The organism is Winogradskyella sp. MIT101101, from assembly GCF_047126865.1.
Classification (GTDB): domain Bacteria; phylum Bacteroidota; class Bacteroidia; order Flavobacteriales; family Flavobacteriaceae; genus Winogradskyella; species Winogradskyella ouciana.
The window spans coordinates 3,559,731-3,575,980 of sequence record NZ_CP138982.1 but is presented as its reverse complement, the minus strand read 5'-3'; the positions used below and the strand labels follow the sequence as shown (position 1 = coordinate 3,575,980).

Genomic DNA, 16,250 nt, shown 5'->3' with positions numbered 1-16,250 from the left:
CTTTACTGATTTATATATACCCCTTTTTTTTCTCTATGTAATAATCCTGCTTCTACAAACTTGGTAATGTAGCCTTCTGCCGTTTTATGCGGAATATTTTGTTTGGTAGCTAAATCTAAATAATCTTGCCTATTAAATTGCTTTGGTAAACTTTCTAAAAAGCGTTCTTTTTTATTTAAACGTTTTGTTGCTTTTTGCTCAATTGGTAAATCATTAAACACTTTACTACTATGCTTTACTAAAATTGAAATGATGGTTAGTGCGTTTTGAAAATCTATATCCTCACATTCTTTAGTTGCGTTTACATCACCATCCTCCATAATACGAAATGCTGTGAATAGCATCATAACACGAAACGCAATTAAGCCTAAACGTCTTATTGTTGCAATGTATTCTTCTGGTTGTAGATTGATGTATTTGGTTTGTAAAGATTCAAAAAAGGTGTTGAATTGCTGTTGTTGAGTTGTGGCTAACCGTATTTCAATCTCTGGGTTGTTTTTTAGGGTTTTGTAAAGTCCCAAAAACTCACTACCTAATTGGTTATAGTAATCATCTAAACCTACTTTATCGCTGTTCTGAAACACGTTTTTCCAAGTTGGTTTTATATTCATATAGTAAAACATAAAACGACTAAACAAACCATTTTCTGCGTTGGGTATTAGAGTCGCCACTTGTTTAGGTGTACCTGATAATACTGTTGATAAACACGGTTTTTCAATATCTACGTATTCTCTATCCGTTCTGCGGTAATAGCTTATTGTTTCGTGATGAAAGGCTTTACGAAAACCATCGGAATAATTACCATAATCACTTTTAAAGGCTTGTGCTAAAGTGTCGCCTTCGGTTTCAAAAATTAAGCCTCTGCCTTTATTATCAGAGATTAATTGATATACACCTGTTACACTATTGTTAGCAGGAATGAAGAGCATTCGCTCTGGTGGTTTACTCGGTTTTTCCAAGTTTTCATCCTTACCCTTGTTCATATTATAAGTAGCTGTTTCTGTCTGAAATTGCTGTTTTAGCACTTTTGCTTGTTCTCGTTTTAATTTGTGAACAGGCTCTACCAAATTTTTAATTTGGTTAAGCCTTCCTTTTCCTGCGGAAGCAGGTGCAGTTACAAATAGATATAAATTACAAAACACTTTACGTTGGTCATAGATTCCAAAGAGTTTAGGAAAACACGCACTAAATGCTGTTAATGCACCTAATAATAAAATGTCCTTTTCTTCCTGTCCATTAGCAGGATTTACAACTTGTTGTAAAAACTGTGGCAAATTCTCATATACCGTTTCTGGTATTGTAGGCATAGATTCATTTGGTGTATCAACAACAGTTACAACGTTTGTTGCAACTTCGCTGTTGTACTGTTTTTTAGTCGGTTTGATACCTGACTGATGTGCGTAATGGTAAAAGGTAGCTATTGTAATTCCGTGTCCTTTTGCGTTTAAGCATTTATCAAATTGTGCATCACATTCTTTGGTATTATAACCTGAATAATTTTTACTTATTCGGTGGAAATAATCTCTACCTGATTCTCCATATTCTTCAGCTAAAGCAAAGCCTAAATCTCGCCAAGTAGCGTAATTGCCTGTTATATCTGTACCAGACTGCTCAATTGCAGTTATATAGGATTCTATGTCGTTATCAGCAACAGCAACAACATTAGTTGTTGCGTTATTGCTGACAATTAGTTTTGGTTGCTCTTTTGGAACGTCTAACCAATCTTTTGGTTAAATGATTTTGTCATAATTTTTGATGTCTTTTATGTAAAAAAGCTGTTGGGTCGTATGGTAAGAAACACGCTCTGGAAACGTCTTTACCCGACTGGTCAACTTCTATATTATAGGTTTGCTTAATGTAATTGGCTACTGCAATAAAATACTCACTATGAGATACTTCTAAAATGTCAATTCTGATTATCCATTTAAGACCATCTCCAGATGGTGAGGTAAATAGCATTTCGGTTTCAAAGCATTCATCGTTCAACAATTGTGTTTTTAACTCTTGCAGTTTATCTAAATGGTCAAAATCAATAGTTAATAGATTAGAATGCTTTAGCAAATTACTATCGCTTCGTTTTTCAAATGTTCCTGAAAGTGTTACGTAATCAAAGCGATTCGCTTTTGAATTTACGTGCTTCTTTTACATTGGTAATTGCTCTTAATTCTTCAGTAATTCTTTTGTATTTATCACTTGTGATTAATGCAAATACTTGATGTAGTCGCAAGGTTTCCGAAGGAAACACATTGCGAACAGGTGCTTTAAAAAGCTACAGTTGGCATACCAGGTATCGTCTGGTTCATTCAACCATTCCAATTCGTCTTTTTCCTTGACTTCTAAATTTAGATGTAACTCTTTATTTATCTTCTGGAATAATTCCTCTTCATCGGTTATTCTAAAATGGTATTGTGCAAAATCGAATACATCACCTTTAAAGGCTTCTAATTCTGTATCTCTATGTGTTGCTATTATACCATCAATATGAATACGTAAGGTTTCTTTACCACCGTTAAACGGATTGCGAGTTATCCCACAGTCCCTTCCTTTTACAGAAAGGACTGTTTGATTAGGATAATACTGTCTCAACACATAGGCATAGATTTTTAAAACCATAATGTGTTTTGTCTAAAATTGCTTCTCTACTTATTTCCATCTCGTTTGAAATTATGGTTGTAGTAGTTGTCTTGAAGCAATTGCTCTATATCAGCAACTCTATAGTAAAATTTACCTTTTACTTTGCTGTAAGGTAAAGTGCCATTTGTTCTTAAAGTTTGTAGTGTTCGCTTACTTATATGTAAGGTCTGCAATACATCTTGATTGTCTATCCACGTATCTTTTAATACTTCTGCTCTCGATTGTCGCAACAATTCGATACGTGCTTTTAAGTCCTTAACATCTTGTGAGAGTGCCAAGATTAAATCGATTATTTCAGTCATAACTTCACCGCTCCTTTCTTAATTAGGTAATCGGCAGCTTGCTGTTCGATTTCGTCTTGTGAATCTACACGGTTACTTAATAACCATTGTTCTAACTCAACTCTGTTAAAATAAATTTTCTTTCCATTCGGTTTGTAATGTGGAATGGTTCCTGTGCTTGTAAGTTTGTATAAATGGGATTGTGATAACTCCAAAAACTTACACGCTTCGTTAAAGCTCAATACGTTTTTTACAATAATGTTTCTGTCTAAAACATGCTTTTCAATAATTTTGAGACGTTCTAATATTTCGTCCATAACTAATTAATTTTAAATAATTGAAATGGACATCTGGCCAAATGTCATTCTTGTATTTCAAGAACAGGACAAATGTTTAAAATTGGCTCGCCGATTTTAGTAAGAGTGTAAAACAAGGGTAAGATAACAGTAAGGTTTCTTACTATTCTTACTGTTTTTTATTGCAGTTGTTGGATAGTTTTATCTATATCTTCCTTTTCTTTTGGGTTGTGAACTTTGTTTTTGTGAAGATTATTCGCCTTTAATAGCGTACCTGTTTTAGTAATAAATTTTCCAGAACGTTCTATTGAGGTAGGATTGAAACCATTAAAAAACGGTTTAAGTTTTGTTACAAGGTAACTAAACTGTGTAGTTTCGCATTGAAGATAAATTTGCGATTCTGTATTTGCAAAATCTTTTGCTAATAACAATTGGTGCAACTGTTCAACAGTTGTGCGGTTATCTAACAAATCGATTTTTAGATTTACTTGTTTAAGTACAGTTAGCAAAGTTGAAGTGTCATTACTTTTATATCCAAAAGAAGTCTTGGATGTTGCTTTAGATTTTGATGTTTTTTTGGTAGCAACTTTTTTAGTGGTGTTCTTTTCTATTAAGCTAACATCAAAAGTTTCATCATTAAAGTATTTTTCTGCAATTTCAGAAATAGAGAATTTTGTATTTTCCGAAAACTGTCCGTATTGCTCTTGTAGTTCAGCATACAACCTTATTACAGATACTTTTAAGTAGTTTATGATATAATTGTCATCATTATTTAAATCTGTTGTTATACCTCTTTTATTGATATAAGGCGCAATGTCATTTAAGTACTTATCAAATTTATTAAGTAGAATGGTATAGCTGTATTTATTTTCTGGTGTAGTTGCATTTTTCGGAAATTCCTTCGCAAATGATGCTACTGTATTTTCTGTTTCATTAAATATTAGCTTTTGATAGTATTCTTTTTTCGCATTTAAAGGTTTTTTAAAATTTACTTTAAAAACTGCGTCATTAGCTTTTTGGTTCAATTTAAAATCAGACAATAAGTACTTAAAATCCTTTTCCTGTCTATTATCTCTATGTAAGCCATTGGTTATAGAAACCAAACTTGAAAATATACTTCCTTTCATTATAAATCCAGTTGAATACGGTTAGCAGCTTCTTTCTTTTTATCGTCAATTACTTTGGCATATATCTGTGTAGTGCGTAACTCTTTATGACCTAATAATTTTGATACAGTATATATGTCTGTACCCAAAGTTAATTGTAAGGTAGCGTAGGTATGACGAGCACAATGAAACGTAATAGTTTTAGTAATACCTGCTTTCATCATCCATTGTTGTAATTTTAAATTAGACCAGGCACTATAATGTAAGCGATCAAATACTTTATCGTCTGGATTACCTTTCTCTCCTAATAGATTTCTTGCTTGGTCTGATATTGGTAAGGTTTCGACACCTTTAGTTTTCTTTTGTCTAAATCGGATATAATATCCCATTTCTTTTGAGTGCTGGATTTCTGACCATATTAGTTTTTCAATATCTGACCAACGTAATCCGGTTAAAGCTGAAAAAATAAAAGCATTCTTTAAAATAGGCAGTTCACATTCTGTATTAACTGCCTTTTGTAATTCATCAAGCGTTAAAAATTCTCGTTGAGGTTCGCCTTGTTTAAAATACTCTACACCATTTGCAGGATTTACTTTTAATATGCCATCCTTGACCGCTTGTTTTAATGCAGCTGAAAATTTACCGTAATACGAATATTTTGAATTTTGGGACAGTTGCTTACCTGCTCTACCTATTGCATCTTTATCTAAATACTCTTTGAAACGTTCAACAAACGATTTGTCTATATCTTGAAAACTAACATCTGTTGGACAAAACTTTTTTAAATGTTTTAGCATACTATTCCAATTCCATAATTGCCAGAGCTTGTATTCTTCTTTTCTGCTAAAGCTGTGATGTAAGTAATAAAACTGCCTTTTAGCTTTTCAATATCTTGAAAGCCATAAATACCGTTTTGAATTTCAATCTGTCTTTGAGCACAAATAGTTTCAGCCAATTGCTTGGTTTTCTTGTTGACCTCTCTTTCCGTTTTGTTTTTAGGATTTGGTGTAAGGTATAAACGTAAGTATTCAGTTTTACGTTTGCCTTTATGATAGTAATCTAAATACAGGCTAATTTTATTATTCTTTTTGCGTTGTCTTAATGTTACTTTCATAATGGAATTAATTAAAGAGGTTTTCTATTTGCCATCTGGCCACAATACGCTTTCTACCAAAAGGAACTGCTTTTAAACGTCCTTGTTGTATCATTCTTTGAATGGTCCATCTACTTACTCCAATAAGTTGTGAGGCTTCTGTAACGCTCAAAAAATCCTTGTTATTTACTGCATTAGGATTGTGAACCTCAACAATTTCTTTTTGTTGTTGCATATCTTCAGTAAGAGTAGCTTGAATTTTTTCTTGACGTTTGCGCGCCTTATAGGCTCTTTTTGCACAAGTATCACCACAGTATTTAGTAACTGTTGTTCGTGCTGTAAACGCATTACCGCAATGCTTACAAGTTTTAGGAATGAATAAATTACTGCTCATAAATGGTGCTTTATGTAGCGTAATGGTGCAACGTGGTGTGTTATGGTGCATCATTTCGCCAATATCTTCGCCAACAGAAATGGGCAACAATTCTATGTTTTAGGCAACAGATACACAACAAATTTAATCAAAAAAGAGCAAATAAACAACAAATAAAAGAAGGTAAAATATTATAAATATAACAATAACAAGGGATTAACAAATAAAAGAAAGTAAGTTATTTCCCGATACAGAAATTAGCAAAAATGTTCCCAAGTAAATCATCATTGGTAATCTCACCTGTAATCTCTCCAAAATGGTATAAAGCCTGGCGTATATCAATGGCCAATAAATCACCTGAAAGACCAGTCTCTAGGCCATGTTTCACTTTTTGGATTTCCTCAAATGCTTTTAATAAAGCATCGTAATGACGAGAATTGGTTACAATAGTCTCGTTATTTCTAAGTGCACCAGTATTTATTAAATTGAGTAGCGAATCCGTCAATTGTTCCACACCAAAGCCTGTTTTAGCTGAAATAGGAATTAGGTTTTTTACGTGAGGTGCAAGACTTGTGGTAAGCTCCGCTAAATCCGTATCTGTAATCTGGTCTATTTTATTCAATATCACCAGTAACTGTTTTTGTGGAAACTTATTTTTTATTTTTTCAATTTCAATTTTAAACGCTTCTACAGCTTCACTGCCAACTGCCAGCTGAGGACTGCCCACTAAAAACATCACCACTTGCGCCTGCTCTATTTTTTCAAAGGTCTTCTTAATACCAATGCTTTCAACCACATCTTTAGTGTCTCTGATTCCTGCTGTATCAATGAATCTAAAACCAATGCCTCCTATTGAAATTTCATCTTCTATGGTATCTCTAGTTGTACCTGCAATTTCCGAAACAATGGCTCTGTCTTCATTCAACAAAGCATTTAACAAAGTAGATTTTCCTACATTAGGTTCACCCACTATGGCCACCGGAATTCCATTCTTAATTACATTGCCAACAGCGAACGAATCTATGAGTCGTTTCAATACAAAATTGATACGCTCTATTAATTCTTTAAATTGGGTTCTATCGGCAAATTCAACATCTTCTTCGGCAAAATCGAGTTCCAATTCAATCAATGACGCAAAATTCAAAAGTTCTTCACGCAGCTTCGCAATTTCAGAAGAAAAGCCTCCGCGCATTTGTTGCATGGCTATCTGGTGCGATGCTTCATTATCACTACTGATTAAGTCGGCCACAGCTTCCGCCTGACTCAGATCTAACTTGCCATTTAAAAACGCACGTAAGGTAAACTCACCCGCCGTTGCCATTCTGCAGCCTTGTCGTAAGAACAACTGAATAATTTCCTGCTGTATATATTGAGAGCCATGGCAAGAGATTTCCACGACGTCTTCACCTGTATAGGAATTGGGGTTTTTAAACACCGATACCAAAACTTCATCCAAAGTTTTATCACCATCAATGATATGACCCAAATGAATGGTGTGCGTCTTTTGATTGCTAAGGGACTTTTGGTCTATTACAGACCTAAAATGTCTATCAGCAATGCCAATGGCATTTTTACCAGACAATCGTATAACCGCAATGGCACCACTTCCAGATGGTGTTGCTAAAGCTACAATAGTATCGTTATGCATAGTTCTGTGCTTTGGTGCAAAAGTATTGCAAAATATAAGATGGTTAAAATGTAAGGCTTTGTATTTTAAGATTTAATTCACAAGGCTTTTAGAACGATTATTCACCATTGTTTATATATTTGTACGGCTATAAATAGAAAAACTTATGAAAATGAAAAGAATACTGACTATACTTTTAATTGGATTATTGCTTGCGAGCTGTAAACAAGAGAATAGAACAGATTTTGTTATAAATGGTAATGCCGAAGGTGTTTACAACGGCATTAGAGTGTATCTAAAAAATTTAGATGAGCAAGGACGTGAGATATTTTTAGATACAGCAATTGTAATGGACGGTAAGTTTACCCTAAAAGGTTCAGTTGAAGAGCCTAGTATCCACTTTATTTCAGTTGATGGTACACAAGGCAATGCTATCTTAATGCTGGAAAATAGCGAAATTGACGTAGAAATTAACAAACAGAATCTTTTGGAATCAAAAATATCTGGTTCTGAATCTCATGAAGGCTACGCAGCGTTTGAAGAGGGCATTAAAAAAATAAGGGAAGAAGGTAGAGAAGTAATGAAGCATTATAGACAGGTAAAATTGCCTGAAGAAGCTGCTAAACGCGATTCACTCTCTAAAGAACTCGAAAAGGTAAGCATCAAACTAGCAGAGCACCCTTTAAACTTTGTAAAGGAAAATAATGACATGTATTTTAGTCTAAATCTCATAGGTTTAGAGGCTAACAAACCAAAGTTTGAAGTGGCTAAATTCATGGAAGCCTATGAAAATCTTTCTTCTAATTTAAAGGAATCAGCCAAAGGACAAGAAGTAAAGAAAAAATTAGATGCACTATATGAGGAGTATCAAAAAACCGCACATTTAGAAGAAGGTAAAATAGCTCCAAATTTTGAAGCTCCTACTCCAGATGGTGATATCATCAGTTTGAATGATATCAAAGGTAAAGTAACCGTAATAGACTTTTGGGCAGCTTGGTGTGGACCATGTAGAAGAGAAAACCCAAACGTGGTGAGAATCTACGATATGTATCACGACCAAGGTCTAGAAATCATTGGAGTTTCACTAGATGGTCAGAGCAGACAACAAAATCCTAAAAAGGCCTGGTTAGATGCTATTGAAAAAGACGGCCTAAAATGGCACCAAGTGTCTCACCTAAAGTATTTTAATGATCCTGTGGCAAGACTTTATAATATCCAGTCAATTCCAGCAACCTATATTCTAGATGCTGATGGAAAAATAGTAGCCAAAAACTTAAGAGGAAAAGCTCTAGAGAATAAAGTTAAAGAGCTGCTCGAAAAAGCATAAATACCAAATACAGAATAAAACTTAAAAGCTTGCCTTTGGCAGGCTTTTTTTAATTCAGTTTGCCCATTTTATAAAGTACAAACAGAATGATAATAGGTATGGCCAAAAGTCCTACATGACCCAAATCCGTTTTAAACAAACTGGGCACGAGAATAAGAGTTACGGCATAACCACCAACAGCGCCACCAAAATGGGCATCGTGGCCTATATTGCCGATACGATTTTTCATCCCGTAAATGGAATATAACAAGTAGCCAATCCCAAAAACATATCCAGGAATTGGAATAGGTACAAAAAACATATACAAACTCATATCTGGTCGTAAAAGTATGGCTGCATACAAAATACCAGTTACAGCACCACTGGCACCAACAGCGCTATACCAAAACTCTTCTTTATGAAAATAGAGTGACAACAAATTACCAAAAACCAAGCTTGCGACGTAAATAATTATAAAGTTTAATTGGCCTAACGCAACAATTACAGTATCGGCGAAGAAATATAAGGTCAACATATTAAATAATAGATGTGTCGTATCTACATGTAAAAACCCAGAGCTAAACATACGGATTTGTTCACCTCGTCTTATACTACCAACATTGAATTTATACTTCTCGAAAAATAAGCGATCATCAAAACCTTTTAATGACATAATAACATTTGTAGCAATAATTGCAATGGTTACAGGATCTAAATTGTACATAAAAAATATCTATTGAATCAAATATAATATATTTGCGCTTCAGAAAGAACATGCTTTTATGCAACTTATTGCCTACATTTTAGTTTATCCCATACTTTGGTTGGTCTCAATATTACCGTTTAGGTTGCTCTATGGTCTATCAGACGTTATTTACTTTTTCGTTTACAAGGTTTTTGGTTATCGAAAATCTGTGGTAAAAGAAAATTTGAGATTGGTATTTCCTGATAAATCCGAAAAAGAAATTACGGATATCACAGGCAAGTTTTATCACCATTTATGCGATATGATGGTTGAGGCTATTAAATCACTCACAATTTCTGAAGCCGAAATGCAAAGGCGTTTTAAATTCAGTAATGTAGAGCTTATTAACGATCTCGAAGAAAAACAACGCAGCATCATACTCATGTGCGCACATTACGGAAGTTGGGAGTGGATCTTTATTTTACAGACCTATGTGAAACATAAAGGGTATGCGGTTTATAAACGCTTAGAGAACAAATATTTTGATCGATTGGTAAAACGAATCAGGGCAAAATACAATTCGCATTTAATTACAACCAAGGAAACCTATGCTATACTTAACGAATCTAAAAGTAAAGGCGAATTAACCATTAACGGCTTCGTTTCCGACCAGTCTCCAAAAGTCAATAAAGCATTTCACTGGAATGAATTCATGGGCATAAAAGTACCGATGTACACTGGTGCTGAAATGTTAGCAAAAAAACTCGACATGGCCGTGGTGTTCTTTGGAGTTAAGCGCTTAAAACGCGGTTACTACGAAACTACATTCAAAATCATTACAGAAAACCCTAGGGAATATAAAGACTACGACATAACGGACATCTTCTTTAAACTCGTTGAAGAACAAATCTTGGAAGCTCCGCAATATTATCTCTGGACGCACAAGCGTTGGAAACATCGTGATAAGGTGCCGCCTGAATTCCAATAGATGTCTTTAATCCAAATCGAACCAATCATCAACATTGGTCGCTGTGCAAGGCTGATCTATAAGTGTTTTATGAATAAACTCATTATTGCATCTAGAATATTCATAATCCTTAGCCCAATCTTCATGTTGCTCTGCTAAGGCAATAATGCTGTCACAAACAAATTCCATCTCTTCATTGGTGGTTGTTGGGTGAATGGACATACGTATCCAACCTGGTTTTCGTACCAAGTCTCCTATGGAGATTTCATCAGTCAATTCTTTTGAAGTCTGTTGATCTACATGTAACAAAAAATGCCCATAAGTACCAGCACAACTACAACCACCACGTGTTTGAATACCGAATCGATCGTTCAATAACTTTACTCCGAGATTGTAATGTAAATCATCAATATAAAACGAAATCACACCTAATCTGTCTTTATGCTGACCTGCAAGAATATTGATATTAGAAACGGGTTCTAACTTTTTGAAGATAGTATCAATCAATTCATGCTCACGCTTCAGCATGTTAGCAACTCCCATTTGCTCTTTAAGCTTTATGGAAAGTGCCGTTTTTATAGTTTGAAGGAATCCTGGCGTACCTCCATCTTCCCGATCCTCTATATTGTCAATGTACTTATGTTCGCCCCAAGGGTTCGTCCAACTTACAGTTCCTCCACCTGGGCAATCTGGCACCATGTTTTTATACAACTCTTTATTGAATACCAATACACCAGACGTTCCTGGTCCACCTAAAAATTTATGTGGCGAAAAGAAAATGGCATCTAAGTACGCATCTTTTTCTTTAGGATGCATATCCATATTGACATAAGGTGCAGAACAGGCAAAATCCACAAAACAGACTCCACCATGTTGGTGCATTAATTTGGCAACATCATGATGTGGTGTTTGAATACCTGTAACATTAGAACCTCCAACAATAGAACAAATTTTAAGCGTACAGTCTTTATATTGATTAAGTAGCTTTTCAAGATTTTTAAGACTGAATAAACCATCCTCATCTGGTGGAATCACCTCAACCATAGCTATGGTCTCTAACCAAGAGGTTTGATTGGAATGATGCTCCATATGGGATATAAAAACCACAGGTCTAATCTCATCAGGAATATCAGTATATTCTCTTAAGTTTTCAGGAACCTTAAGCCCTAGAATACGTTGGAATTTATTGATAACGCCAGTCATTCCATTACCGCAAACAATCAAAACATCATCTTCATTGGCATTAACATGGTCTTTTATAATATGCTTTGCTTTGTGATACGCTTTGGTCATAGCCGTACCAGAAACGGTTGTTTCGGTATGCGTGTTGGCTACAAATGGTCCAAACTCGTTACAGAGCTTTTCCTCAATCGGTCGATACAAACGGCCAGAAGCTGTCCAATCTGTATAGATAATGCGTTGCTCACCAAAAGGAGACACAAAAGTCTGATCTTGACCGATAATGTGTTTTCTGAATGGCTCAAAATAAGCTTCAAGTTCAGTGGTATGTTGTTTTGTAGCTTGAGAAATCATATTCAAAGTTACTAAATATTAGCGACAGCCTTAATTTCAGCAATAAAACGGTCTGCCAAAGAATCAGCTGCCTCTTGGGACTGTGCTTCGGTATATATCCTAATAATAGGTTCAGTATTACTCTTGCGTAAATGCACCCAACTATCTGCAAAGTCAATCTTTACACCATCAATAGCGGTTAATTTTTCATGACTGTAATTAGACTCCATAGTACTTAAAACACCATCAACATCCAATCCTGGCGTCAACTGAATTTTCTTTTTGCTCATGTAGTAATTTGGATAGGTCGCTCTCAATTCACTAACCGTCATTTTCTTTTCAGCCAATAGACTTAAAAATAAAGCCACACCCACTAAAGCATCACGACCATAGTGCAACTCAGGATAGATGATACCACCATTACCTTCTCCTCCAATCACCACATTGTTCTTTTTCATGAGTTCAACAACATTCACTTCTCCAACAGCACTGGCTTCATACATACCTCCATGCTTTTCAGTGACATCGCGTAAAGCTCTGGTGGAACTCATATTACTGACTGTATTTCCAGGGTTTTTGCTCAATACATAATCCGCACAGGCAACCAAAGTATATTCCTCACCAAACATCTCTCCTTTTTCATCCATAAAAGCCAAACGATCCACATCAGGATCCACTACAATACCTAAATCGGCACGTTCTTTAACCACAGCTTTTGCTAAATCTCCCAAATGCTCTTTTAAAGGCTCAGGATTATGTGGAAAATGACCCGTTGGGTCACAATATAACTTCACAGGATGCACTCCTAAGCGTTCTAATAACAGCGGAATGGCTATACCTCCTGTTGAATTCACTCCATCAACAACAACCTTAAAGTTAGCATCCTCAATGGCTTTTTTATTCACCAAAGGCAAATCTAAAACTTCATCGATATGTAAATCGATATAGGCGTCGTTTTTCGTGATTTTCCCTAAATCATCCACTTCAGCAAAATACATATCATTGGATTCAGCTAACTCTAAAATCTTTTGTCCCTCTGCACCATTTAAAAATTCACCTTTATGGTTCAAAAGCTTTAAGGCATTCCATTGTTTTGGGTTGTGACTTGCCGTTAAGATGATACCTCCATCGGCATGTTCCATAGGTACGGCAACTTCAACAGTTGGTGTGGTGGATAATCCCACGTCAATCACATGGATGCCCAAGCCTACCAAAGTATTCATCACTAAATTCTGAATCATCTCCCCAGAAATTCTTGCGTCTCTTCCAACAACAACTCTATAATTGTCTTTATTGCGCTGTTGCTTTAGCCATGTCCCGTAAGCTGCTGCAAATTTTACCGCATCGATTGGCGTTAAGTTCTCTTCCACTGCTCCACCAATGGTGCCTCGAATTCCTGAAATAGATTTTATTAAAGTCATATAGTTTTTATGTGTTTGTAATGATTTAGTGTAAGGTCACATAAAACATCTTAATAATGTGATTGCAATAGTCAGGTTATTAGTAGATGTTTCATTTTCAGCAAATATAAATAGTTAATACAAACTCGTTGAGCATTTTGAACATTTTCATCAATTTTTCCCTGATGCTAAAGAGAATATTCTTAATATTTTCGATTCATCCTTTAGGATCGAGGCAAAAATCTAAAATTTTAAATGATTTTTTACTTGAATTTACATCAAAATGCTCAACGAGTAATCAAGTTTTCTTAATATGAATTTGTAAATTCGACGAATGTAAATCGATACCATTTTAAAATTCCCGTTCCTGCCTGTCGGCAGACAGGTTCACGGGAAATATTATGAATTTTCTAGCCCACATATACCTTTCTGGTGAAAATGAACTCATAACCATCGGCAACTTTGTAGGTGATGGTGTAAGGGGAAACAAGTACAGAAATTATCCAAGGGAAATTCAAATCGGGATTCAATTACACAGGGAAATAGATACATTTACAGACGCGCATCCAATTTTTAGACGTAGTACCAAACGTCTTCACAAAGGTTATAGCCACTATAGCGGAGTCATCGTCGATATTTTTTACGATCACTTTTTAGCAAAAAATTGGAAACAATACTCTGCCGTTCCTTTAGCCGACTACGTGGATCACTTTTATAAAAGTTTGAATGACAACTTAGAGGTGCTTCCTCCACGTTTTCAGCGCATGGTTCCTATAATGATAAAAGGGAACTGGTTGCTGAGCTATGCAACCGTTGATGGCATTCAACTGGTATTAAATGGCATGAATCGCCGAACAAAGGGCATCTCTAGAATGAATAATGCCACTAAGGAGTTACAAGAGCACTACGAAGATTTTGAAAAAGATTTCACGGAGTTCTTTGCTGAACTCATAGCCTTCAGCACTAAAAAACGCATAGAAATTGAAAAGCTACATAACCTATGAAACATTGCTTTATACTTCTCACACTTCTCCTAAGTCTTACGAGTTGTAAGAATGAAATCTCACCATCTTCAACAAAAGAGGACAACAGAGGATTAATTACCAAAAACGCCATGGTAGTCACGGCGCGTGAAGAAGCCTCTAAGGTTGGAGCAGATATTCTCAAGCAAGGAGGCAATGCCTTTGATGCCATGTTTGCCACAGAAATGGCACTCGCTGTAGTGTATCCTTATGCAGGAAACTTGGGTGGTGGTGGATTTATGGTGTATCGTTTAGCGGATGGAGAAATTGGTGCATTGGATTATAGGGAAAAAGCACCATTGGCAGCGAGTAAAACCATGTATCTGGATGAGGAAAGCAACATCATAAAAGATAAAAGCACAGTGGGTGTACATGCGGTTGGTGTCCCTGGAACCATTGCTGGCATTTTTGCGGCACACGAAAAGTTTGGCACACTTCCTATTGAAGATTTATTGCAACCTGTAATAGCCTTAGCAGAAAACGGTTTTGCGGTGACTGAAAAGCAACATCTTAAACTTCAGGATTATGACAGCATCATCAGAGCCGTTAATGGCAAAGAGATTCTATTCAATAAAAATGTACTACCGAAAGACACCTTAAAAAATGTGGCCCTTGCCAATACCTTAAAACGAATCGCTAAAAACGGACGTGATGAATTTTATAAAGGAGAAACAGCAAAACAACTCATTAGTTATCTCGAGGAAAAAGGTACCATAATGACTCTTGAGGATTTAGAGCGCTATGAAGCCAAATGGCGAGACCCTGTGACGTTTGATTATAAGGACTACAATATCATTTCCATGTCGCCACCATCGAGTGGTGGTTTGTGTTTGGCACAAATCATGAAAATGATGGAGCCCTTTGACCTAAATTCCTATGGACACAATTCCTTAAAAAGCATTCAGGTAATGGTTGAAGCCGAACGCAGAGCCTATGCCGACAGAAGCTACTTTTTGGGAGATCCGGATTTTGTGGATATACCAACGCAAACGCTTTTGAGCGATGTATATTTAAGTAATCGCATGAAAGACTTCTCTTTTGAACAGCCGACACCATCGGATTCTATTTCGCATGGCAAAATCCTAGGTTACGAAAGTGAAGAAACCACCCACTACTCCATTGTGGATTCCTATGGCAATGCCGTTTCGGTCACCACAACCCTAAACAGTGGTTATGGCTCAAAACTATTCGCAGAAGACCTTGGATTTTTCCTCAATAATGAAATGGACGATTTTAGCAGTAAACCCGGCGAACCTAATATCTATGGACTTATTGGTGGAGAAGCCAATAGTATTGCTCCAGAAAAACGTATGCTAAGCGCTATGACACCAACCATTGTTGAAAAAGATGGAGAACTCTTTATGGTGTTAGGCACACCAGGTGGCTCAACCATCATAACCTCAGTATTACAAACGATTTTAAATGTGGTTGAATTTGATATGACCATGCAACAAGCTGTGGATGCACCACGACTGCATCATCAATGGTTACCAGACAATATCCGCATGGAAGTCGATTTATTTTCAGATGAACTCAAACAACAACTCGAAGCCAAAGGCTACGACATTGATGAGGAAGCTGCGCCAATTACAGCACGTGTGGAGGCCATCCTTGTTTTAGATGATGGCAGTCTAGAAGGTGGTGCAGACTACCGTGGCGATGATACCGCTGTTGGGTTTTAGCTCTCTGTCATTGCTGAATTTATTATCACTTTGGCTAATGATATAAAATAATCCAAACTACAATCGTACTTGAAATTCCGACAAAGTCGGAAGCAACGATTTTCAGAAATAATGAGCTATAATCATTCTTCAATAATTAACACTAGGATCGAAGCTATAGCTTTATAAGTATCTTTAAATTATTAATGTATCAGCGAATGGTGCCTTGGCAATTTCCTAACAAATCGTTTTGATTTTTTGCTTCGTTTTGCATCAAGGCAAAATGA

At 36.0% G+C, this 16,250-nt stretch carries 17 protein-coding genes and 1 pseudogene; 4 read left to right on the top strand and 14 right to left on the bottom strand.

Annotation, left to right across the window (positions count from 1 at the left end; genetic code table 11):
* Positions 1-2: 2 nt before the first annotated feature.
* The 11 genes and pseudogenes from SIB89_RS16075 to mnmE all read right to left on the bottom strand — a co-directional run bounded on the left by SIB89_RS16075 (position 3) and on the right by mnmE (position 7,431).
* Positions 3-1,307, bottom strand: a complete 1,305-nt coding sequence (locus tag SIB89_RS16075; protein WP_412560579.1) for a DUF3987 domain-containing protein — start codon at positions 1,305-1,307, stop codon at positions 3-5.
* Positions 1,308-1,457: 150 nt separating this feature from the next.
* Positions 1,458-1,595: pseudogene (locus SIB89_RS16070) on the bottom strand (PriCT-2 domain-containing protein); the annotation flags it as partial.
* A gap of 148 nt (positions 1,596-1,743) precedes the next feature.
* Positions 1,744-2,061: a BT4734/BF3469 family protein gene (locus SIB89_RS16065; protein ID WP_412560578.1), complete on the bottom strand. Its 318-nt coding sequence runs from the start codon at positions 2,059-2,061 to the stop codon at positions 1,744-1,746.
* A 138-nt stretch (positions 2,062-2,199) separates the two neighbouring features.
* Positions 2,200-2,613 carry a hypothetical protein gene (locus SIB89_RS16060; protein WP_412560577.1) on the bottom strand — a complete coding sequence of 138 codons (414 nt, stop codon included), beginning with the start codon at positions 2,611-2,613 and terminating at the stop codon, positions 2,200-2,202.
* 26 nt (positions 2,614-2,639) lie between these two features.
* A complete protein-coding gene (locus SIB89_RS16055; protein WP_412560576.1) occupies positions 2,640-2,936 on the bottom strand; it encodes a helix-turn-helix domain-containing protein in 297 nt (98 codons plus the stop codon).
* Positions 2,933-3,232 (bottom strand): helix-turn-helix domain-containing protein, encoded by a 300-nt coding sequence (locus SIB89_RS16050; protein WP_412560575.1) that lies wholly within the window; start codon positions 3,230-3,232, stop codon positions 2,933-2,935. Before SIB89_RS16050 ends, SIB89_RS16055 begins: the two co-directional genes overlap by 4 nt.
* Positions 3,233-3,390: 158 nt before the next feature.
* Positions 3,391-4,338, bottom strand: coding sequence for a DUF6617 family protein (locus tag SIB89_RS16045; protein WP_412560574.1), 948 nt, complete (start codon positions 4,336-4,338; stop codon positions 3,391-3,393).
* Positions 4,338-5,114 carry a tyrosine-type recombinase/integrase gene (locus SIB89_RS16040; RefSeq protein WP_412560573.1) on the bottom strand — a complete coding sequence of 259 codons (777 nt, stop codon included), beginning with the start codon at positions 5,112-5,114 and terminating at the stop codon, positions 4,338-4,340. The genes SIB89_RS16045 and SIB89_RS16040 overlap by 1 nt, the downstream gene beginning before the upstream one ends.
* Entirely contained in the window at positions 5,108-5,431 is a 324-nt protein-coding gene (locus SIB89_RS16035; RefSeq protein ID WP_412560572.1) for an Arm DNA-binding domain-containing protein, read from the bottom strand. The genes SIB89_RS16040 and SIB89_RS16035 overlap by 7 nt, the downstream gene beginning before the upstream one ends.
* 7 nt (positions 5,432-5,438) lie before the next feature.
* A complete protein-coding gene (locus tag SIB89_RS16030; protein WP_412560571.1) occupies positions 5,439-5,891 on the bottom strand; it encodes a helix-turn-helix domain-containing protein in 453 nt (150 codons plus the stop codon).
* Between the two features lie 130 nt (positions 5,892-6,021).
* On the bottom strand, positions 6,022-7,431 hold the full coding sequence (gene mnmE, locus SIB89_RS16025) for a tRNA uridine-5-carboxymethylaminomethyl(34) synthesis GTPase MnmE (RefSeq protein WP_412560570.1): 1,410 nt from the start codon (positions 7,429-7,431) through the stop codon (positions 6,022-6,024).
* A 151-nt stretch (positions 7,432-7,582) separates the two neighbouring features.
* On the opposite strand from mnmE, the gene SIB89_RS16020 reads away from it, so the two are divergent.
* Complete coding sequence (locus SIB89_RS16020; RefSeq protein WP_412560569.1) at positions 7,583-8,737, top strand: redoxin domain-containing protein; 1,155 nt, start codon at positions 7,583-7,585, stop codon at positions 8,735-8,737.
* A 49-nt stretch (positions 8,738-8,786) separates the two neighbouring features.
* On the opposite strand, the gene SIB89_RS16015 is transcribed toward SIB89_RS16020, so the two are convergent.
* On the bottom strand, positions 8,787-9,440 hold the full coding sequence (locus tag SIB89_RS16015; RefSeq protein WP_412560568.1) for a rhomboid family intramembrane serine protease: 654 nt from the start codon (positions 9,438-9,440) through the stop codon (positions 8,787-8,789).
* 58 nt (positions 9,441-9,498) lie between these two features.
* Between SIB89_RS16015 and SIB89_RS16010 the strand changes: the two genes are divergently transcribed.
* A complete protein-coding gene (locus SIB89_RS16010; protein WP_412560567.1) occupies positions 9,499-10,389 on the top strand; it encodes a lysophospholipid acyltransferase family protein in 891 nt (296 codons plus the stop codon).
* 6 nt (positions 10,390-10,395) lie between these two features.
* Here SIB89_RS16010 and SIB89_RS16005 read toward each other — a convergent pair whose 3' ends face one another.
* The gene (locus SIB89_RS16005; protein ID WP_412560566.1) at positions 10,396-11,901 is read right to left on the bottom strand and encodes an aminotransferase class V-fold PLP-dependent enzyme; all 1,506 of its coding nucleotides are present in this window, start codon (positions 11,899-11,901) and stop codon (positions 10,396-10,398) included.
* Positions 11,902-11,912: 11 nt separating this feature from the next.
* Positions 11,913-13,301, bottom strand: coding sequence for a phosphoglucosamine mutase (glmM, locus tag SIB89_RS16000; protein WP_412560565.1), 1,389 nt, complete (start codon positions 13,299-13,301; stop codon positions 11,913-11,915).
* Positions 13,302-13,681: 380 nt separating this feature from the next.
* Between glmM and SIB89_RS15995 the strand changes: the two genes are divergently transcribed.
* Both SIB89_RS15995 and ggt read left to right on the top strand, forming a co-directional pair.
* Entirely contained in the window at positions 13,682-14,284 is a 603-nt protein-coding gene (locus SIB89_RS15995) for an ACP phosphodiesterase (RefSeq protein WP_412560564.1), read from the top strand.
* Entirely contained in the window at positions 14,281-15,984 is a 1,704-nt protein-coding gene (gene ggt, locus SIB89_RS15990) for a gamma-glutamyltransferase (RefSeq protein ID WP_412560563.1), read from the top strand. The genes SIB89_RS15995 and ggt overlap by 4 nt, the downstream gene beginning before the upstream one ends.
* Positions 15,985-16,250: the final 266 nt, after the last annotated feature.

Coding starts and splice junctions, on each gene's coding strand:
- ggt (WP_412560563.1), top strand. CDS start 14,281: ATGAAACATTGCTTTATACTTCTCACACTTCTCCTAAGTCTTACGAGT.
- SIB89_RS16010 (WP_412560567.1), top strand. CDS start 9,499: ATGCAACTTATTGCCTACATTTTAGTTTATCCCATACTTTGGTTGGTC.
- mnmE (WP_412560570.1), bottom strand. CDS start 7,431: ATGCATAACGATACTATTGTAGCTTTAGCAACACCATCTGGAAGTGGT.
- SIB89_RS15995 (WP_412560564.1), top strand. CDS start 13,682: ATGAATTTTCTAGCCCACATATACCTTTCTGGTGAAAATGAACTCATA.
- SIB89_RS16005 (WP_412560566.1), bottom strand. CDS start 11,901: ATGATTTCTCAAGCTACAAAACAACATACCACTGAACTTGAAGCTTAT.
- SIB89_RS16050 (WP_412560575.1), bottom strand. CDS start 3,232: ATGGACGAAATATTAGAACGTCTCAAAATTATTGAAAAGCATGTTTTA.
- SIB89_RS16045 (WP_412560574.1), bottom strand. CDS start 4,338: ATGAAAGGAAGTATATTTTCAAGTTTGGTTTCTATAACCAATGGCTTA.
- glmM (WP_412560565.1), bottom strand. CDS start 13,301: ATGACTTTAATAAAATCTATTTCAGGAATTCGAGGCACCATTGGTGGA.
- SIB89_RS16075 (WP_412560579.1), bottom strand. CDS start 1,307: ATGCCTACAATACCAGAAACGGTATATGAGAATTTGCCACAGTTTTTA.
- SIB89_RS16060 (WP_412560577.1), bottom strand. CDS start 2,613: ATGGTTTTAAAAATCTATGCCTATGTGTTGAGACAGTATTATCCTAAT.
- SIB89_RS16020 (WP_412560569.1), top strand. CDS start 7,583: ATGAAAAGAATACTGACTATACTTTTAATTGGATTATTGCTTGCGAGC.
- SIB89_RS16035 (WP_412560572.1), bottom strand. CDS start 5,431: ATGAAAGTAACATTAAGACAACGCAAAAAGAATAATAAAATTAGCCTG.
- SIB89_RS16015 (WP_412560568.1), bottom strand. CDS start 9,440: ATGTACAATTTAGATCCTGTAACCATTGCAATTATTGCTACAAATGTT.
- SIB89_RS16055 (WP_412560576.1), bottom strand. CDS start 2,936: ATGACTGAAATAATCGATTTAATCTTGGCACTCTCACAAGATGTTAAG.
- SIB89_RS16040 (WP_412560573.1), bottom strand. CDS start 5,114: ATGCTAAAACATTTAAAAAAGTTTTGTCCAACAGATGTTAGTTTTCAA.